Genomic DNA, 17,822 nt, shown 5'->3' on the forward strand with positions numbered 1-17,822 from the left:
TGATGGATAAAGGAGGAAATATATGCTTAGAATTAAGGCACTAAAGATTCAAAACATCAACTCCATTTCTAATTTAAATTTACAGTTTTCAGATGGTTTAAATATATTGTGTGGTACTAATGGTGTTGGAAAAACAACTATATTAGAAAGTATTGCAGGTGTTATGAGAGGTAGAATGAATGTTCGAACCTCTGTAACTTCTAATCATGGACAAATTGGAGTCATAGCAGAGAAGGATTTCAATTACATAGAGGAAAGAGTAATCTTTGATGCTGATAATTATATAGAAAAAAGACCATTTTCTAAAGAGTTAATCTTTTACAGTACATCCCATAGAAATAGTTCCAGGCATATTTCAAACGATTATGATGTTGATAGACCACCTACGTCTCCTTTAGATGCAGTAAAAAGATGGTTATATAGAAATTACATGGAGTCTAATGATTTAAGTTCAATAAAACATAGAAATTTTGAATTGATTAGAAAATGTATAAATAAAATTGATAGCAGAATGTATTTTTATAATTTAGAGCTATCCCACCGCACTCGTGAGTATGCCCCAAGGCATATTAATAAGGAATATAGAACGATAGATTTCCTGATCGAGACTCCTCATGGAATTATGGATATAAACTATCTTTCATCAGGTTACAAAGCTAGTTTTACTATCTTGCTTGATCTAATAAGACAATTAGAGAGAACTCTAAATGAAGAAGTTCAGGAGTATCAAGGGGTTATCCTAATAGATGAGATTGACCTGCATCTACATCCCGAATGGCAGTCAAAAATTACTTCTATAATTAGATGGCTCGTTCCAAAGGCACAGTTAATTGTAACAACGCATAGCCCTCATGTGATTCAATCAGCTAACTCTGGAGAAATAATACCACTAGTAGTAGATGAAGATAATAATGTTTATGTAAGAAATCTACCAAAAAGTAATAAATATGGTTATCAAGGTTGGAATGTTGAGGAAATCTTAGTTCACGTTATGGGATTAGAAGACCCAATGTCAATAGTGTTTCGAGAAAAGATAAAAAACTTTGAAGTAGGATTATCAAAAGATGATAAAAATCAAGTAATAGATGCTTTCAATGCTCTTAATTCAATGTTGCATCCTAGTAATCCGCTTTCGGCATTAATAAAAATACAAGCATCTGAATATTTAGAGGAAGATGAAGAAGAATGATAAAATTAAGCCGCCCAGATTGCCCAGAAGAATTAGAAAAACTAAAAGATGAATTAACTCAGGAATATAAGGATACAAAAAAAACAGTCTGGAAGAGAAAATTTATTACTGTTCCATTATTAAAAATGTCAAACGACAAATGTGCTTTCTGTGAGTGCAAATTAGGTGAAGAAGGAAAATATATGCAAGTGGAACACTTTCATCATAAAAATGAATATAAAGATGAAGTTGTAGATTGGAACAACCTGTTACCGATTTGTATCCGGTGCAACTCACATAAGTTAGATCATGATACATATCTTTTACCAATAATTGATCCTACTCAAATTGATCCCAAAAATCATTTGGAGTTCTACAAATATCGGATGCTCGGTAAGGATGACATTGGAAATCTTACAGTGGAAGTTTTAGATTTGAATAATACTACTGAGATTGCAACGCCAAGGTTTCAAATAGGTAACGCAGTATTAGAAAAATTAGAAGATGTGCTTGAAGTGGTTCAGAATTTTGATGTTGATAGTAAAGATGCAACCGAAAAGGCGAGAGTAATTCGTAAAGTTAGAGCGTTATTGAAAAAAAGCACTTCAGTAAATATTTATTGTGCTACAGTAGCTACTGTGCTATTAACTGCACCGGATTATTTGCTGTTGAAGTTAGAGATGGAAAAAAAAGCTTTATGGACTGTTGAACTGCAAAAAATTGAAGATTCTGTTGCTAATATTGCCCTTGATCAAAGGGAGAGGTTTTAAATTACATGTTAAAGGAGCTAAAGGTTATGCCTGTGTATAATAAATTAGTAAGAGATAAGATTTTAGAGATTATCGAAGCAGATAGATTATCTTATAACGCTCGAACATTAGAGTCTAGTGAGCTTTTAAAGGAAGTTAAGGCGAAGATGATTGAAGAAGCTAAAGAGTTCCATTCGGCAGATACTGCTCATGAGAGCGTTGAAGAATTAGCTGATGTATTAGAGTTAGTACATACAGCTCTTAGTGCATTAGGTGTGACCTTTGAAGAACTAGAAGAAGTGCGAAAGCAAAAAAGGGAAAAACGTGGAGGCTTTGAAAAAGCAATTTATTTAATTGATGTAGAAGATAAGTAACCTTTCTTCAATGGAGTGTTTAGATGAATAATTACTTAGAAAATGATAATACCTTGGAATCGAATTTTCGCTCGATTTACTTGTTCGGTAGGAATGTTGCAACTTATAAATTTGCTTTCGCTAAAACATTACTTGTATTAGGCGAGAGTAACAAAAGTTTTGTTAGCTTAGAGGAGTTATCGCCTATCTTTGCTAGGTACATGTTAGAGCATATTGGAAACGGTAAGCGACAAATTACAAGTCAATCTTCTAAGTTCATCAGTGCCTTGGATTTATTTCATCAAAACCAAATTACTTGGGAACAGTTACTTGAGGTTACTGAAAAATTAGGATTTAACAATGTTATAGATGCTTTTCATAACATTCCTAATGGTGGGCTTGATAAAAGATTTTATGAGAAGTCCATACAAGGAAAGACTATAGGAATTACGTTGACCGATAGCGTTTATTTGTTGAATGAAAGCTCTCAAAAAAAAATATATTAAGTGAAATTGAAGGTAGATGGAACTTAGTTGAAAACGCATGGACTGAACGAAATCCAAAACTAGAAGTTCAGTTTGATACAAACCTTGAGCAGTTTTACTTTATAAAGCCTATGACACCACAGCAGTTTATGTTGTCACATGAAAGAATCAATCTAACTTCTGCTAGGAAGCCATTAAACGGGTATCAAAAGGGCAAATGCTTCTATTGCTATAGTCCGATTTCAATTGAAAGTAACCAATTGAATACTTGTGACATAGATCATTTCGTGCCACTATCAACACAGTTCAACAGTACACATGATTTAGACCTAAATGGTGTTTGGAATCTAGTTCTATGCTGTCAGGATTGTAATAGAGGAGAAACTAATGGGAAGTTTGCTAGACTACCTGAAGAATATCTTTTACAACGATTGAACAAGCGTAATGAGTATCTAATCGAAAGCAATCATCTGCTACAAGAAACGATAATTTTGAGAACAGGGAAAAACCATCAGCAAAGAGCCAACTTTTTAAATACTATATATGGTTTTGCTATGTCTCTAAGTAAATCAAAGTGGCAACCTAAATATGAATATGATGTTGGGTTTTAAGTTTGTAATTTTTAAAGAGTAGTTGTATTAGCGACAGGGGCGTGGTTAGCGATATTGAGGTAGGGTGTCTCCTTGTTTAAAGGTGACCTACTATAGCCACACGAATTGAGGTTGTTCACGAATCGATTATATTACAAATTATATGGTCTCTCAAAAACGGGAGACCATGAGAGACCAAAATTAGTGTAATTTAGTTAGAAGAATTGCTAGCCGTAATCAATTTTATTTGAAAGTTTGATTCTTAAAAGTAGCTCAAAACCCTGTCATATCAAGCATTAGCAATCTTAACAGTATCTGACCACATCATCACAGGTGAAGTGACAACTTCAGAAGAACGTCAAACGACTTTTAAAGACATGATGGTTGTAGCGTTAGAGGCAGCTATTCAAGACTAATTGATATAACAGCGTTTTCAACGTGTGTTAAATACCATTAATAAAAGCAATCGACCAAAACCGACCATTTTTTGTAAAATGGAGTTGAGTAGTCGGTTGCTTTTTCTTTATCTTTCATAGTTAAATGGCTATAAATATTAATCGATTCTTGAGTGATAACATGCCCACGTTGTTCTTGATATCTGGATGTAAGGGAAAGACGTTTGTTTTTGTGAATAGTAGATTTTTCGAGTTGTCCTCATTATCCTTCATCGGTTTCCAAGCTTCACCAGATGTAAGTTGTAACTTCTGATCCCGACGCCTGAAAATATTTTTAAAAAGGGTGAAAAATATCGATATTGGGTATCAAATTTAATTAATAATAGTTCAGGCACAATTATTAAAGGACGAACAGATGATAATAGTCTTTACTATTATGAAATTCCACAATAGAAATGTCGATTTAAAATATAACGGAAAATAAAAATTATTACAACAAAGACCACTCCGTGATGGTCTTTAAGTTTTTTAACAAAAATAAGGCGACTTTTGGCGACCAAAAAGCGACCAACATCTTATATTTAGTTAACACAATAAAAAAGTAAACAATTTTAGATGCATTTTGAATAGTATAGAATGTTATTAAATCAACATTAATGAAGGTATCTTGTCCTTTAAAAAAAGTACAAGTAATTCAACGACATGATGGTTGTAGCGTTAGAGGCAGCTATTCAAGACTAATTGCTAAATACTAGTCGGTTGCTTTTCTTTTTCTTTCTAAAAAACCAAGGGCCACAGCTGAGTGTGACCCTTGGATTATTGACAGAAAGAGTTATAGTTATTTGTTTTACAACTAACTAATTAACAATCTTCTTTTTGCATGAATGTTGCGCCAACGATAATGAGTAGAATGAATAGAATAACGATTAAGACAAATGTTGAACTATTACCTTTGCCGTGGTCCATGCAGTAGCCCATGCTATATTCATTCCCATAACCGCTGTAACAACAACCGTAATTACCTACATTACCATAATATCCTGCGTTTCCTACGTTTCCGTAATATCCCATGAAAACCTCTCCTTTCTTCAATTTATAGTATGTAATTTGTCATTGAAGGGAGTGGGGTATTCGTCTAATGTAAGCTAAAAAAGAGTCCTCGATATAATAATGGTCTACTTCTAATCCATAATTAAACGCCATTGAAATCCGATTTGAGGTACTATGAAATTAACAAAAGAAAAGGAGAAATAAAAAATGTTTACCTTTCTTAAAAATGATATGAAATTTGTGGAAACCGAAAAGGACATTATGAATTCGAATCAGGAATATAATTTAATTGCCTATGATAAAAAAGTTCTTGGGAATGAGGATATTTTAGATATACATGAAGAAACAGAAGAATTACAGATTGAAAGATATTTGGTGAAAAAAGGGGATGACTTTATAGCTATTTTGGATTATGGAATGTCAAGCCCTCGTCATCAAAAACCTTGGATAAGTTTGTTGGCGGTACACAAAAAATATCAAGGTTTAGGATATGCCAAAAAAATTTACATGTTGTATGAGGAACGGATGAGAAGCCAACAAGTAAAATGTATTCATATTGCTGTTCATTCTACCAATAAAAATGCAGTAAACTTCTGGTCGTCGCTTAGTTTTATACAATTTGATGAGAGAATTTACGAAGATAAAGTTATCTTAAGTTTTGAGAAGGTTTTAGATTAAACAAAAATACGAACTTCTAACTTTATGAATAAGAGGTATTCCATGAGTAGCAACTATCAGATAAGAGACAGCTATTTTATACTTGTTGATCCACTTTCAATGATTTTTATTGGAATGACTATTTTAATTCTAATGATGTTCGTTTTAGTATTGTGGAAAAAAGTTTTGAAGAAATAAAATCCAGTCAGTAATTTAACAATGAAACCAAGGCCTATCTGTATAACCATAATCGAAAGGAAGAGTTCTATGGAAATTATTCAATCTATTCCTATTCAGCCTACAGTGAAAGTTTTATTATCCTATGCCACATCAAAAACAAAAGTGGATCAGGAATATGATTTGTATATACATGCCCCAGCAAGAAAATTATATGGCTATTACATGGATCAAGAACTTGTTGGCTGTCTAGGTATTGAATTAGTTGATGCACATCAGTGTGTCATTAAACATATTGCTGTATCACCAGCGCATCGTGGGAAAGGCATTGGGGGTGAGATGGTACAATTTATTAACCATCATCATTCATTTTCTTCCATTTATGCTGAAACGGATAGAGATGCTGTGATTTTTTATAAAAATATAGGATTTCACATTACGAGTTTAGGAGAAAAATACCTAGGTGTGGAGCGATTTGCATGCCTTTTAACCGGCCCTCCATTGCAGCGTACCGCTTTCAACTAGTACATAATAATAAATAATCTATATTAGGGAAGAAAGGAGCTGCATCTATTAAGAAGAAATTGTGGTTGATCATGAGTGTCTTGGCATTTTTAATAGCGGGCTATTCTATCGTTCAATATATTGTGTTGGATGCACAGCAAGCAGGTTTTGTTCAGTTAAAGCTTATGCTAAATGCTACTTTACACTCATTGTGGTTCATCGTGCTGTATATTCATATTATTTTCGGAGTGTTAGCGTTAATAATTGGTCCTTTTACCTTGTCCTCAAAATTAAGAGAGAACAATGTAAAACGTCATCGAATATTGGGGAAACTATATTGTGCCAGTATTTTGTTCGGCGGTAGTGCAGGTCTTTATTTAGCATTCAACGCCACAGGGGGATGGGTCTCGCAATTGGGCTTTGGTTTATTATCGATAGGTTGGTTATTGACAATGTTGCAAGCGCTCATAAAAATCAAACATCGAAACATTCAAGCTCATCAAAAATGGATGCTAAGAAATTATGCTTTAACGTTTGCGGCAGTGACCTTACGTATCTGGTTACCTCTGTTTACCATCCTATACGGGGATGAAAATTTTCAGTATTATTATGCTGTTATTGCTTGGTTATGTTGGGTACCGAATTTAATCGTAATCGAATGGTATATCCGGCGTAAACTCGGACCATTTCTTGCGAACATACATTGAAATATAATCAGACATTGAGTTCTCAATAGAGCCCAATGTTTTTTTAGGTTATGGCCAAATTCAAAAGCATTTGTATATTAATTAACTAATTAGTCAATAAACTAGGTGCATTAATTATCCCTATAGTAAATTTTCGAATATGATGCAAAAGAATGGGAGGTGAAATGTTTGAGGTTTAGTTACAGCCGTAATTTTGATAATTTCAAATGTGATTCCAAATGTAACTATCCCATGAAGTATAAGTGTAATGAATTTGGTTGTAATGGCTATCCATATGATTTTTCTGGCATCCAAGATCCGATAGGTGTAACAGGAGCAACAGGTGTCACGGGTGCGACAGGTACAACAGGTCCGCAAGGTGCACAGGGTTCGCCAGGGGCAATGGGACCCCAGGGCATAACGGGGGCAACTGGAGTGACAGGTGCCCAAGGACTAGCAGGAGCAACTGGAGATACAGGACCACAAGGAGTGGCAGGAATAACCGGAGCAATGGGACCTCAAGGGCTGGTAGGAGCAACTGGTGAGAGAGGACTGCAAGGACTAGCAGGATTAATCGGTGCGACGGGATCTCAGGGAGCAACAGGAAGAACTGGAACTACAGGAACTACAGGAACTACAGGAACTACAGGAACTACAGGAGCTCAAGGACTAGCAGGAGTAACAGGAGCGACAGGACCTCAAGGAGAAAAAGGAATAACAGGAGCGACAGGACCTCAAGGAGAAAAAGGAATAACAGGAGTAATAGGGCCCCAAGGAGAAAAAGGAATAACAGGAGCAATGGGACCCCAAGGAGAAATAGGAATAACAGGAGCGACAGGACCTCAAGGAGAAAAAGGAATAACAGGAGCGACAGGACCCCAAGGAGAAATAGGAATAACAGGAGTAACAGGACCCCAAGGAGAAATAGGAATAACAGGAGCAATGGGACCACAAGGGATAACGGGATCAACTGGAGCGACAGGATCTCAAGGGATAACAGGTCAAACTGGAGCCATAGGCATTCAGGGAGTGACAGGACCTCAAGGGCTAGTAGGAAATAAAGGGGCGACAGGACTTCAAGGACTAGTTGGGAATACCGGAGCCACGGGACTTCAAGGACTAGTTGGAAATACTGGGGCCACAGGGCAACAAGGTACAACTGGATTCACAGGAGTGACAGGGAATACTGGAGTAACAGGAATCACCGGACCGATGGGTCTCCAAGGGACAATAGGAAATACCGGAGCCACAGGGCAACAAGGTACAACCGGATTCACAGGAGTGACAGGGAATACTGGGGTAACAGGAATCACCGGAGCGACGGGTCTCCAAGGGACAGTAGGAAATACCGGAGCCACAGGGCAACAAGGTACAACTGGATTCACAGGAGTGACAGGGAATACTGGGGTAACAGGAATCACGGGAGCCACGGGTCTCCAAGGACTAGTAGGAAATACTGGGGCCACAGGGCAACAAGGTACAACTGGATTCACAGGAGTGACAGGGAATACTGGAGTAACAGGAATCACCGGAGCGACGGGTCTCCAAGGGACAGTAGGAAATACCGGAGCCACAGGGCAACAAGGTACAACTGGATTCACAGGAGTGACAGGGAATACTGGGGTAACAGGTATCACGGGAGCCACGGGTCTCCAAGGACTAGTAGGAAATACCGGAGCCACTGGTCTACAAGGTACAACAGGAACCACGGGAGCGACAGGTCTGCAAGGAGCCACAGGAATTGCTGGAATCACAGGCGTTACGGGGGCAACTGGAGCAAGGGGGACTACGGGTGTTATTGGTATAACGGGCACTACTGGCTCTACGGGTCCAAGTGGTCCGGGTCTCATGGAAGTATACTTATCTACAGATCAATCAGTTGGTAATAATGATTTTCTAGGAACAGGCAATTCATCAGCTTCTTTTGTGAGAAGTTCAATCGTAATTCCGGAAAATGCTATTATTCAAAGCTTAACGTTGAATATACGGGATCATTCACTTAGTGCAGGACAAACCGCTTCAGCACAAGTATTTACAAGCACGAATGGTGGTTTCACTGCCCCAACTGCAACGGGGATTATTGCGACAGTGACAGGACCAAGTTCAATAACTACTCCAAATAGTTGTGCCAAGGCAAATGCGAACTATTCAATTAATAGTTGTACACTTCTTTCTGTGCAAGTGACTACAACTGGTGGAGCTTTTTCTAATGGCGTTTCTGCAACTATCATTTTGACCACTATTTAGTGTCGTTTAATGAGACTCATTTAATATAGGAAAATCTGCAAATTGTCATGTTGATCGATGGTTGCTAAGAGTATATTTTTTATATTTACTTGATGAGTTGTCGTTAGTTGTTCATGTAACCAGTCTTTCGTATGTTTAGGTTTTGTAGCCCATGATAATCAATCTTTCCTTCTTTAATAAGAATAATTGGTAGAAAAAAGGGCTGAGATTTTAGGTTCAAATCTGTACGCGTAGTTGTTTGGAGTTGTGTATGCAAAAAACTAGAGATTGATTCGTCTGATTCCCATAAAGCAAGCGCAACATTTTGAACCTCTTCTATTTTTCCCCTTCATTCGGTTAATAAAAAAGCCAGCCGATATATCGAGCTTTACGTAAGTTTTCAGATAGGATTTCCTCTTTTAAATAAGGGGGATAGGCAATAATATTACCAAGAGATGACTAAGGCAAAGTTCAATAGTCTTAGTTGTAAAATAATCAAAGAGTAAAAAGAAAAAGGCTACAATTGCTCGAAGTACCCATTGAATGGCAGTACTTTCGATTTTGGAAAAAATTCACATGACACATTCAATCTATATTGTTAAAATAGAAAGAGTAATTATTTAGAAAATTTAATAAAATCAGGGGAGTCTGTATGGATACAAAATTACATAACATCATAATGGACATTCAACAGAAGATTGATTTTTCAGGGACCGTGCTTGTGGAGAATCGAGAGAAGGGTGTCTTAGTCAATCAAAGCTTTGGGTATGCTAATCGTTCTGAGCAAATCAAAAACCAGGCAAAAACTCGATTTGGAATTGCTTCTGGTTGTAAAATTTTTACGGCAATAGCTATTTGTCAGCTAATAGAACAAGGGAAACTTTCGTTTGATACGAGATTACATGAATACCTTAACCATCATTTTGACTATTTTGATCAGGATATAACGATTCATCATTTATTGACGCATACTTCTGGAATACCAGATTATTTTGATGAGGAAGAAATGGAAGATTTTGAAGAGTTATGGGTGGAAAATCCTATGTATCATCTTCGAACATTGAGTGATTTTTTACCGTTATTTCAAAATCGCCCTATGAAATATAAAGTAGGCGATAGATTTCATTACAACAATGCTGGCTATATTTTATTAGGATTAATTGTCGAGCAAACATCTGGATTGGTTTTTTCAGATTACATTCAACAATATATTTTTGATCGAGTGAAAATGACGGAATCAGGCTATTTCTCGTTGGATGCTCTGCCGTCAAACACAGCCTTAGGTTACATCGACAATCCAGATGGTACATGGAAAACAAATATTTACTCATTACCCGTAAAGGGGGGTTCTGATGGGGGAGCATTTGTCACAGTAGGTGATATGGCGAAGTTTTGGCGTGCCCTGATGAATTTTGAACTTTTAAATGAAGATTTAACGCAGCAACTTCTAACAGTACATGTAGAAACGAGTGGAAATAATGGCTATGGACATGGTGTATGGATTAAGAAAAATAGCAAACCATCTATTCTGAAATATCATGTTATCGGGTACGATCCTGGGGTCTGCTTCCACTCAGCATATTATCCAGGATCCTCTTTCAAGGTTGTGATTTGTTCCAATAAATCAAATGGAGCCATTGATATTATGAAAGGAATAGAAGAGGCGTTAATTTCAATTTAAGAGACTTGAACTGTGCGTATTTTATACAAAAATTAAGAGGAAAATCGATTTTGTTTTTTTAATTTTTTTTGCTTATAAGTAATATAAGAGGTTTTCAACGCAGCATAACTACCAATGGCCGCATAGCCATAAAACCAGCCCATAAATAGACCCGCTAACAAATTGTGGCGATGGCTGATGAAGATGGAAATGAGTAAGCCGATAACTAAAGCGATGGAGGGTACCCAAAAAGATTTAATATGGCAAAGCCTCTTCATCAACTGTGTTAGAATCATCACCACTGGAACGGCAATGACGGCATCCCAAAAGTTCGTATGTATGAGTGGGAAATGTTCCATACTTTTCACCTCGATTAGAATGATTTACAACTATTGTTAGCTGTAAACATGATTTTATACTCAAAATGACGGAGCATTTCCTAGGAGGTAACGAATGAAATTTGTTCTTATATTTGGTCCTCAAGCTGTTGGAAAAATGACAGTCGGGCAGGAATTAGCTAAAATAACAGGCTTAAAGCTATTTCATAATCATATGACGATTGATTTAGTTAGTCATTTTTTTGACTATGGTACGAAAGAGGGGAAAAGGCTAGTCAATTTGTTTCGACAGGAGATATTCGAAGAAGTTTCAGCTAGTCATTTATATGGATTGATTTTCACCTATGTTTGGGCGTTTGATTGTCAAGAGGATTGGGACTATGTGAAGCAAGTTACTGAGCTTTTTGAATCCAAAGGTGGCACGGTGTACTATGTAGAACTTGAGGCTGTTTTAGAGGAGAGACTTCAGCGCAATAAAGGATCTAATAGACTTGAGCATAAACCTTCAAAAAGGGATCTTGCTTGGTCTGAACAGGATTTATTAACCTCTGTAGAAAATTACAGATTGAATTCAGTCGATGGCGAAATCCAATTTCCCAATTATATAAAGATAGAGAGCACAAATTTAAGTGCGGAAGATGTTGCAAAAATGGTCCAAGAAAAATTCCGGTTATAAGAAAAAACGCTTGGCTCCCAAGCGTTTTTTTATTCAGAAGAACCAGATTTTTTAATTTTAATGATTTCAGAAAACGTTTTGCGCCCTGGGTTTATTTGCGAAACATCAATAGAAATTTTACGAATAGTATTCTCTTGTAAAGGGATTTTTCCATCTTTCTCCAACTTTTTCCATACTTTGATTTTGTTGCGATAAAGTACCTCTGATAATCGAAAAATATCTACATCTAATTTTAATCCCTCATTATAGGTCTCGCGGATTTCCTTTTTCACTTCCTTAATAATCTGCCTCTTCAGTTCTTTTTCGCTAACTTTTCCTTTAAAGCCATTGACGGTTGCACGAAGTTTTAATTCGACATCAAAATAAACTTCCTCTTTGTTCACTACAGGTATTTTTTTGACTTGTAATTTGTCAATACTGACGGTTAACTCTTCTTTACCATCTGTTCTCAATTTAAAGGTGATTTCTCCTCGGTTTGTGTAATTATGCATCCATTGATTACCTCGGGCAGCATTATCCTTCACAAATCCTTTTAAGCCGTCTTTCGATAAAATGCCGACACCTGAAAAATAGGTTTCCTCTACATTTTCCTCGTCCGTTTGCCAATCTTTCCTAATGGATACATAAGGTACTGTCACTTCGTGGTTAGGCTCATTTAATCCAATAACGATTTCTCGTAAATTTTTTGGTTCAACAAACGTTTCCTGTTCTGTTGGGTTAATCGGGTTACTTAGCTTTGAGGAAGACAGTGAATTTTTTAATATTGGTGAGACAAGGAGGACATCGTGCACTGGATCCTTTGTACAATACATCCAAATTTGATACCTTGTATCTCGAAAACGAATAAACGTATCAATAACGGGGATAAATCGCTCATTTTCCATGGCACTCTCCGAGAAAATGATATATCTCATATGCCCCCAAAAAATTTGCTGGTCAGATGATCGATACAATTTGTAGATAGCCTCTTCTACGGTTCTTCCTTTAGCACGGCCGATTTCAGCAGGTTCAGCATTTGAACTAGGTTGAACTGATTTTGCGACATCAGCAAAATTGATAATTTGTAAATAGACCTCATATTCATCATCAACGTAATCAACACCGACTGCATTGATATAGTACATTCTTTGTGGCTCTGTAATATCCCAGCAACCTGCGAGCAGGGTTGTTAGAAAAATCATTACTATAAATTTGAAGGTTGTTTTCATCGTTTCTCCACTCTCAAGTAGCTATTTTATAATAGTAGCTTGGACAAAAGCTGGTGTTTTTATAAAAAAATGTAGGGTATTTTAATACGTTTTGATTGTTTATAAGCCAAAGGGAAAATGAATTGAAGAAAATGAAAAAATTTATTATTTTATATGTAACTTTTTTTAGCGGAATACGACTAATCCATTAGTAGAATACAAAAAAACTGAAGCAAAGTAGTAAAATTCACTTTTCACAAAATGACCAGGGCTCACGATCGAGCACCTGGTCATTTTGTGTTTATCGAAAAAAGGACATGCGTTATTTGCATATCCTCAGTTCTTTAATCGTTAAGCATAGCTTTTAATGTTCGTTTTTGCCAGCCTAGCTTGAAGTAAGCATACTGCATAATGAAATGTACACAGAAGGTAATTGGGTAGGCTAACCATACACCATTTAAGTCTAGTGAAGTGTGGTGGGATAGTAGGAACGCTAATGGTACCTCAACTACCCAAATCGTAATGACTAAGAAAATTGTCGGCCATAAAACGACACCTGTTGCACGCATCGTAGCTGAAACCGTTTGTGTATGCCCAAAAATTAAATAACTCCAAAAGGCGATATATAAATAATTTTTGGCAATGAGCACAGTATCATGTGAATCGATAAAGAAGGCCAAAATTGGCTCAGCAAATAGATACATGATCAGTATAATGGCGCCTCCTAAAAGATAATTGATACGGACACCCATTTGGCGAATTTTTTTAATCATTTCTGTAGAATTTGCACCTAATGCCTGTGCGACAAATACAGATGTAGCAATGGCAATACTCATCGCAGGTACCTGTGCATAGCTAGCGACCTGATTAACAACGCCGTAAGCCGCCGTCGCATTGGAGCCATAGACGTTGACAAAGCCAATGACAGCAATTTCTGCGACAGAGATAGCGACCATACTAATACTAGAAGGAATCGCTAGCTTTAACAATGAAGCTAAAATATCTTTCTTCAATTTAAAATGCTGTAAAATAGATTTGTCTAAACGCAGTAAATGCTTTGTTTTATGCAAATATGCCAGTAACAAGATCATTGTTACTAGGTTTGATAAAACGGATGCATAAGCGGCACCATTTAAGCCAAATGCAGGCAAGCCAAACCAACCGAACAGTAATGGGGGAAGGAAGGCGATATTTAACACAACACTAATAACTAAAAATAGAAATGGTGTTTTGGAATCGCCAACTCCACGCATAAAGGTTGTATACACCATATACCAGAACATAATTGGTAACGTGAAGAATAAAATTTGCGCATAGCTAATACTCATGTCTAATATATTAGCTGGTGTTTGCATAAAACGTAAAATCCACTCAATAAAAAAGCCGCCAAAGATTGCCACAACAATGGATAAAATCGTTGTGAAGGCGAGCGTTACTCCAACAACTTCCTTCATCTTAGCATGATTACCAGCCCCGAAAGTTTGCCCGACTAAAATGGAGCTACCTGATCCAATGCCAATGGCAAATGCCATTAAAAAGAAGAAAAATGGGAAAAAGGCTGAAATCGCTGCTAGTGCATCGACACCTAAATTACGCCCCACTAAAAACATGGCAAAAACCTGGCCAACGGATTGCAGGACATTCGCCAACATAACAGGAATTAAAAAATTAAAAAAGGCTTTCTTAAGTTGTTGATCATCTTGTAACATTTGTGCATTCATCAATAGGTTCCTCTTGAGTTTTAATAACCCATTTCTTTTAAGATTCGTGACAATGTGCGCAGTCGTTCACCGATTAGCTCACCATCATTATTTAACGCTTGCTGAAAAAGTTGAATATCTTCATTGATTTGCTCATTTTCTGTGCAAACTTCCACAGTCATGGCATCTCCCTGTAAGCCTACACGCTTAATCACAGGGTTTTCTTCATCATATAAATGTTCGAAGCGATAGGCATCTTTAAAATGAAGTTGTGCCTCACATACTAAAATAGCAAGGTCCAGCACACGATGCAGGGGAAGTTCTTCTGATTGACGAGACCATTTACCACCAGTATGGCGCCAAACTTTCGCTGAAATATCCACCTTTCCTCTGTCATTCCACTGTGCTAAACCGAGAGAAAGCCCTTGAGCATCAGTTTGATAAGCTGTACGCCCATCAATATTGGCATAGTTTTCGGCAACAATTACGGGTTTATGTTTTAAATGTGTTGGGATGTTCATGTAAAAAAACTCCTTATCATTTGAATTTAGTAATTTACTAAATTACTGCTTTAGTAAATTTAGCATTAGGGACTTCATAAGTCAATCCAAAAATTAGTGGCGTTTACCTGTATGACATTGGCCAAACAATATAACGCAAGACAAATGGAGGGTTTTAGCGCCTGTTTTTGTGAACCTAGGTTTACCCTGTTTTTCTGGATAAATCGTATCGGTGTATGGAGCGGTATTATACATATTGCATAGGCAATTCAAAGGATTATGAAATATACATGTATGGGGAGGAGTATGTACAAGCAGCATGTAGGAATCTACTTATTCTAAAAGTATGCTGGATGCTTTTGACTATGTCTTGTGATTTATTCTTATCGCTTGCCTTGAAGGAATCGTTTAGGTGGTTATCCAAAAGGTATAAAAAATTTTTAACATTAGCTGTAACTTTTCTAGCGTGAACACGACTACTGTAATAGTAGGATACAAAAACTAAAGCAAACTAGTAAGTTTCACTTTTCACAAAAAGACCAGGACTCCCAGTAAGGTGAGCATCCTGGTCTTTTTGTGTTTAGAGAAGAGATTGCCTGTAATTTCATCGATTTTCATGATAGTATGGAATAAACATTTAGAAATTTCTTACAAAAATATACGTAGGAATTAGATAGTTCGTATGATTTGTTTCATTAAACAAAGAGGTGAATAAGGATGGAAGTAGTATATTTTGCAGGTGGTTGCTTATGGGGAGTACAAGCTTTTATAAAAAACTTACCTGGCGTTAAGTTTACAGAGGCAGGAAGAGCCAATGGAACAAGTTATACCCTTGAGGGGGATTATGATGGGTATGCCGAATGCGTAAAAACAGGATTTGATCCTTCCGTTGTAACCATCCAGGAGTTAATGGGGTATTTTTTTGAAATTATTGATCCTTACAGTTTGAATAAACAAGGACAGGATGTTGGCGAGAAATACAGAACGGGAGTTTATAGTGAAAATCCGGAACACTTACTAGAGGCGAAGGCGTTTCTTGGGGAAAGAAATGATTACGATTTGATCGTTGTTGAAGTATTACCTCTTACGAATTATGTGAGAAGTGCAGAAGAACATCAAGATAGGTTAGCAAAATGTCCAAATGATTATTGTCATATTCCAGAAGAACTATTAAATAAATATAAGTAAGAGAGATGATTATTTTCGGAGGAAAAATTGACTACTACATATGTAAATTGGGGAGAATCAAACGTTAAATTAACTTGGGAAAAAAATAACTTACTGCCCCCTGATCATTTAATAACAAGTGTACATGTCTTTTGTTTTCAAGAGGATCCATTATTATTGGTAGATGTCAATCATAGAGGATGGGATTTTCCAGGAGGACATATTGAACCTGGAGAAAGCCCAGAAGATTGCTTTAAACGGGAAGCGCAGGAGGAGGGGTATGTGGAAGGCAAATATGAATCTGCTCAACGGATGTTTGTTAATCCCAATGATATGGCCTCTTATTATCACAATTGGAACATTCTTTATAAGGAAATAGTAGATTGTGCAATACAATAACATTTTCGAATATATACATTGAGCCTATCAGAGCTCGAACATAAATGTATATATCTTTTATTCCTTAGTCTTTTAAAGTATATACTCTTTTCATTGTCTTTAATGTTATAATTTGTTAAATAATGAAATGTGTATATTGCTTATGGGGGGAACAAATGAATAAAAATTTATTGTCTGTTTCTATTATTTTTTTAGGATTCTGTTTGCTTTTAGGTGCATGGTTTATATCGCAGTCTTTCACATCCGAACAAGTCGATAAAACGAAGAAAGAACAATTCAGGTATGAGTTAATCTCGCCAAACGATAGTAATATCATTATATTTGATAAGCAAAGCGGGGAGTATTGGCGGAAGTATATAGAACCTAATGAGGGACCCACTGATTGGGAAAAGCAAAGTTCGCCAATTACTAAATAATGTAATTTCTAATGAGGGTACATAATAATCAACCACTTGTTGATGTAACGCATCTTTAGGCATGTCCTCTTCATGCACGTTTGGCAAGCCACTTGATGAGGAAGGCATTTTATATGGATGCTCATAATACTCATCGCCCTAATCTTGCTTATCATCTTTGAATGTAAATGGAAGTTCCACGTTAGAGATGGAAGTATACAGTATTTTTATAAAAATAAAACTTTTACCAAATGGATGCGTACATAAAGAAAGAAGGGGGTTTTTAGAATGAACCGAAAACATTATATAATGATGGTTATTGCATTTATTGTAGAATTTTCCCTAACTTATTGGATTGCCTCCGTATTTTCTGTCAGGTTTATAGAAGTCATGTTTTTCACAGGGGCTGCCTTTACATTAGGAACGCTCTACTTTACAAGTAGTGGTGGTGCTATGTCAAGATTTTTTGCAGCTCAATCTGGAGCCGTAACAGGCATTATCCAGGAGCGAGACCGATTTCAGTTTAAAGCAGGTCCTGTTTTTATAGCATCACTTATATTCGTACTAATAGGTTTGGTATTCTTTATCTTACTTGTTACAGGCATCATTCCACCGCAGAAATGATAATAGGTAAGGGAAATCAAGATAGTCACTAGACTGTCTTGTTTTTTTGGGGGAAAAATAGATTGTTCAGATTCTGTATAAGTAGACTTGGTAGAATAGGAGGTTATGGGATTACTTTTAGATTGAGGAGGTGTTA

The 17,822-nt window shown here is 36.6% G+C and carries 20 protein-coding genes and 1 pseudogene; 16 read left to right on the forward strand and 5 right to left on the reverse strand.

Annotation, left to right across the window (positions count from 1 at the left end):
- Nucleotides 1-22: 22 nt before the first annotated feature.
- From MKX57_RS11280 to MKX57_RS11305, 6 genes and pseudogenes are all read left to right on the forward strand, one after another.
- Complete coding sequence (locus MKX57_RS11280) at nt 23-1,189, forward strand: AAA family ATPase (RefSeq protein WP_342551084.1); 1,167 nt, start codon at nt 23-25, stop codon at nt 1,187-1,189.
- Nucleotides 1,186-1,938, forward strand: coding sequence for an HNH endonuclease (locus tag MKX57_RS11285; RefSeq protein WP_342551085.1), 753 nt, complete (start codon nt 1,186-1,188; stop codon nt 1,936-1,938). The genes MKX57_RS11280 and MKX57_RS11285 overlap by 4 nt, the downstream gene beginning before the upstream one ends.
- Before the next feature lie 26 nt (nt 1,939-1,964).
- On the forward strand, nt 1,965-2,291 hold the full coding sequence (locus MKX57_RS11290) for a nucleoside triphosphate pyrophosphohydrolase (protein ID WP_342551086.1): 327 nt from the start codon (nt 1,965-1,967) through the stop codon (nt 2,289-2,291).
- Between the two features lie 23 nt (nt 2,292-2,314).
- The gene (locus MKX57_RS11295; RefSeq protein WP_342551087.1) at nt 2,315-2,776 is read left to right on the forward strand and encodes a hypothetical protein; all 462 of its coding nucleotides are present in this window, start codon (nt 2,315-2,317) and stop codon (nt 2,774-2,776) included.
- A gap of 239 nt (nt 2,777-3,015) precedes the next feature.
- Complete coding sequence (locus tag MKX57_RS11300) at nt 3,016-3,366, forward strand: hypothetical protein (protein WP_342551088.1); 351 nt, start codon at nt 3,016-3,018, stop codon at nt 3,364-3,366.
- 269 nt (nt 3,367-3,635) lie between these two features.
- Nucleotides 3,636-3,761 (forward strand): annotated as a pseudogene (locus tag MKX57_RS11305) (purine-nucleoside phosphorylase); the annotation flags it as partial.
- Nucleotides 3,762-4,601: 840 nt separating this feature from the next.
- On the opposite strand, the gene MKX57_RS11310 reads toward MKX57_RS11305, so the two are convergent.
- Nucleotides 4,602-4,811, reverse strand: coding sequence for a YjcZ family sporulation protein (locus tag MKX57_RS11310; RefSeq protein WP_025117240.1), 210 nt, complete (start codon nt 4,809-4,811; stop codon nt 4,602-4,604).
- Nucleotides 4,812-4,997: 186 nt separating this feature from the next.
- Here MKX57_RS11310 and MKX57_RS11315 point away from each other — a divergent pair, with 186 nt between their 5' ends.
- From MKX57_RS11315 to MKX57_RS11335, 5 genes are all read left to right on the forward strand, one after another.
- Nucleotides 4,998-5,468, forward strand: a complete 471-nt coding sequence (locus MKX57_RS11315) for a GNAT family N-acetyltransferase (protein WP_107922216.1) — start codon at nt 4,998-5,000, stop codon at nt 5,466-5,468.
- Between the two features lie 246 nt (nt 5,469-5,714).
- Nucleotides 5,715-6,149: a GNAT family N-acetyltransferase gene (locus tag MKX57_RS11320; protein ID WP_008174792.1), complete on the forward strand. Its 435-nt coding sequence runs from the start codon at nt 5,715-5,717 to the stop codon at nt 6,147-6,149.
- Nucleotides 6,150-6,196: 47 nt separating this feature from the next.
- Nucleotides 6,197-6,835, forward strand: a complete 639-nt coding sequence (locus tag MKX57_RS11325; protein WP_043989830.1) for a DUF2306 domain-containing protein — start codon at nt 6,197-6,199, stop codon at nt 6,833-6,835.
- 168 nt (nt 6,836-7,003) lie between these two features.
- Entirely contained in the window at nt 7,004-9,061 is a 2,058-nt protein-coding gene (locus tag MKX57_RS11330) for a collagen-like protein (protein ID WP_342551089.1), read from the forward strand.
- A 631-nt stretch (nt 9,062-9,692) separates the two neighbouring features.
- Nucleotides 9,693-10,721, forward strand: coding sequence for a serine hydrolase (locus tag MKX57_RS11335; protein WP_342551090.1), 1,029 nt, complete (start codon nt 9,693-9,695; stop codon nt 10,719-10,721).
- A gap of 32 nt (nt 10,722-10,753) precedes the next feature.
- Here the strand turns inward: MKX57_RS11335 and MKX57_RS11340 are convergent, their stop codons facing one another.
- On the reverse strand, nt 10,754-11,059 hold the full coding sequence (locus MKX57_RS11340) for a hypothetical protein (RefSeq protein WP_008174784.1): 306 nt from the start codon (nt 11,057-11,059) through the stop codon (nt 10,754-10,756).
- Nucleotides 11,060-11,153: 94 nt separating this feature from the next.
- Between MKX57_RS11340 and MKX57_RS11345 the strand changes: the two genes are divergently transcribed.
- Nucleotides 11,154-11,714, forward strand: coding sequence for an AAA family ATPase (locus MKX57_RS11345; RefSeq protein WP_342551091.1), 561 nt, complete (start codon nt 11,154-11,156; stop codon nt 11,712-11,714).
- Between the two features lie 29 nt (nt 11,715-11,743).
- On the opposite strand, the gene MKX57_RS11350 is transcribed toward MKX57_RS11345, so the two are convergent.
- The 3 genes from MKX57_RS11350 to MKX57_RS11360 form a co-directional block, all read right to left on the reverse strand.
- Complete coding sequence (locus MKX57_RS11350) at nt 11,744-12,922, reverse strand: Ger(x)C family spore germination protein (protein WP_342551092.1); 1,179 nt, start codon at nt 12,920-12,922, stop codon at nt 11,744-11,746.
- A 323-nt stretch (nt 12,923-13,245) separates the two neighbouring features.
- On the reverse strand, nt 13,246-14,622 hold the full coding sequence (locus tag MKX57_RS11355; RefSeq protein WP_008174778.1) for an MATE family efflux transporter: 1,377 nt from the start codon (nt 14,620-14,622) through the stop codon (nt 13,246-13,248).
- Between the two features lie 20 nt (nt 14,623-14,642).
- Nucleotides 14,643-15,122 carry a DUF6530 family protein gene (locus MKX57_RS11360; protein ID WP_008174777.1) on the reverse strand — a complete coding sequence of 160 codons (480 nt, stop codon included), beginning with the start codon at nt 15,120-15,122 and terminating at the stop codon, nt 14,643-14,645.
- Nucleotides 15,123-15,818: 696 nt separating this feature from the next.
- On the opposite strand from MKX57_RS11360, the gene MKX57_RS11365 reads away from it, so the two are divergent.
- From MKX57_RS11365 to MKX57_RS11380, 4 genes are all read left to right on the forward strand, one after another.
- On the forward strand, nt 15,819-16,289 hold the full coding sequence (locus MKX57_RS11365; protein ID WP_008174776.1) for a peptide-methionine (S)-S-oxide reductase: 471 nt from the start codon (nt 15,819-15,821) through the stop codon (nt 16,287-16,289).
- A 27-nt stretch (nt 16,290-16,316) separates the two neighbouring features.
- Complete coding sequence (locus tag MKX57_RS11370) at nt 16,317-16,667, forward strand: NUDIX domain-containing protein (RefSeq protein WP_089984427.1); 351 nt, start codon at nt 16,317-16,319, stop codon at nt 16,665-16,667.
- 155 nt (nt 16,668-16,822) lie between these two features.
- Entirely contained in the window at nt 16,823-17,083 is a 261-nt protein-coding gene (locus MKX57_RS11375) for a hypothetical protein (RefSeq protein ID WP_237068823.1), read from the forward strand.
- A gap of 267 nt (nt 17,084-17,350) precedes the next feature.
- A complete protein-coding gene (locus tag MKX57_RS11380; protein WP_008174773.1) occupies nt 17,351-17,686 on the forward strand; it encodes a hypothetical protein in 336 nt (111 codons plus the stop codon).
- Nucleotides 17,687-17,822: the final 136 nt, after the last annotated feature.

Origin of the sequence: Lysinibacillus sp. FSL M8-0216 (assembly GCF_038595555.1) — a bacterium.
In the GTDB taxonomy this organism is placed as follows: Bacteria; Bacillota; Bacilli; order Bacillales_A; family Planococcaceae; genus Lysinibacillus; species Lysinibacillus fusiformis.

Coding starts and splice junctions, on each gene's coding strand:
- MKX57_RS11280 (WP_342551084.1), top strand. CDS start 23: ATGCTTAGAATTAAGGCACTAAAGATTCAAAACATCAACTCCATTTCT.
- MKX57_RS11285 (WP_342551085.1), top strand. CDS start 1,186: ATGATAAAATTAAGCCGCCCAGATTGCCCAGAAGAATTAGAAAAACTA.
- MKX57_RS11290 (WP_342551086.1), top strand. CDS start 1,965: ATGCCTGTGTATAATAAATTAGTAAGAGATAAGATTTTAGAGATTATC.
- MKX57_RS11295 (WP_342551087.1), top strand. CDS start 2,315: ATGAATAATTACTTAGAAAATGATAATACCTTGGAATCGAATTTTCGC.
- MKX57_RS11310 (WP_025117240.1), bottom strand. CDS start 4,811: ATGGGATATTACGGAAACGTAGGAAACGCAGGATATTATGGTAATGTA.
- MKX57_RS11315 (WP_107922216.1), top strand. CDS start 4,998: ATGTTTACCTTTCTTAAAAATGATATGAAATTTGTGGAAACCGAAAAG.
- MKX57_RS11320 (WP_008174792.1), top strand. CDS start 5,715: ATGGAAATTATTCAATCTATTCCTATTCAGCCTACAGTGAAAGTTTTA.
- MKX57_RS11335 (WP_342551090.1), top strand. CDS start 9,693: ATGGATACAAAATTACATAACATCATAATGGACATTCAACAGAAGATT.
- MKX57_RS11340 (WP_008174784.1), bottom strand. CDS start 11,059: ATGGAACATTTCCCACTCATACATACGAACTTTTGGGATGCCGTCATT.
- MKX57_RS11345 (WP_342551091.1), top strand. CDS start 11,154: ATGAAATTTGTTCTTATATTTGGTCCTCAAGCTGTTGGAAAAATGACA.
- MKX57_RS11350 (WP_342551092.1), bottom strand. CDS start 12,922: ATGAAAACAACCTTCAAATTTATAGTAATGATTTTTCTAACAACCCTG.
- MKX57_RS11355 (WP_008174778.1), bottom strand. CDS start 14,622: ATGAATGCACAAATGTTACAAGATGATCAACAACTTAAGAAAGCCTTT.
- MKX57_RS11360 (WP_008174777.1), bottom strand. CDS start 15,122: ATGAACATCCCAACACATTTAAAACATAAACCCGTAATTGTTGCCGAA.
- MKX57_RS11365 (WP_008174776.1), top strand. CDS start 15,819: ATGGAAGTAGTATATTTTGCAGGTGGTTGCTTATGGGGAGTACAAGCT.
- MKX57_RS11375 (WP_237068823.1), top strand. CDS start 16,823: ATGAATAAAAATTTATTGTCTGTTTCTATTATTTTTTTAGGATTCTGT.
- MKX57_RS11380 (WP_008174773.1), top strand. CDS start 17,351: ATGAACCGAAAACATTATATAATGATGGTTATTGCATTTATTGTAGAA.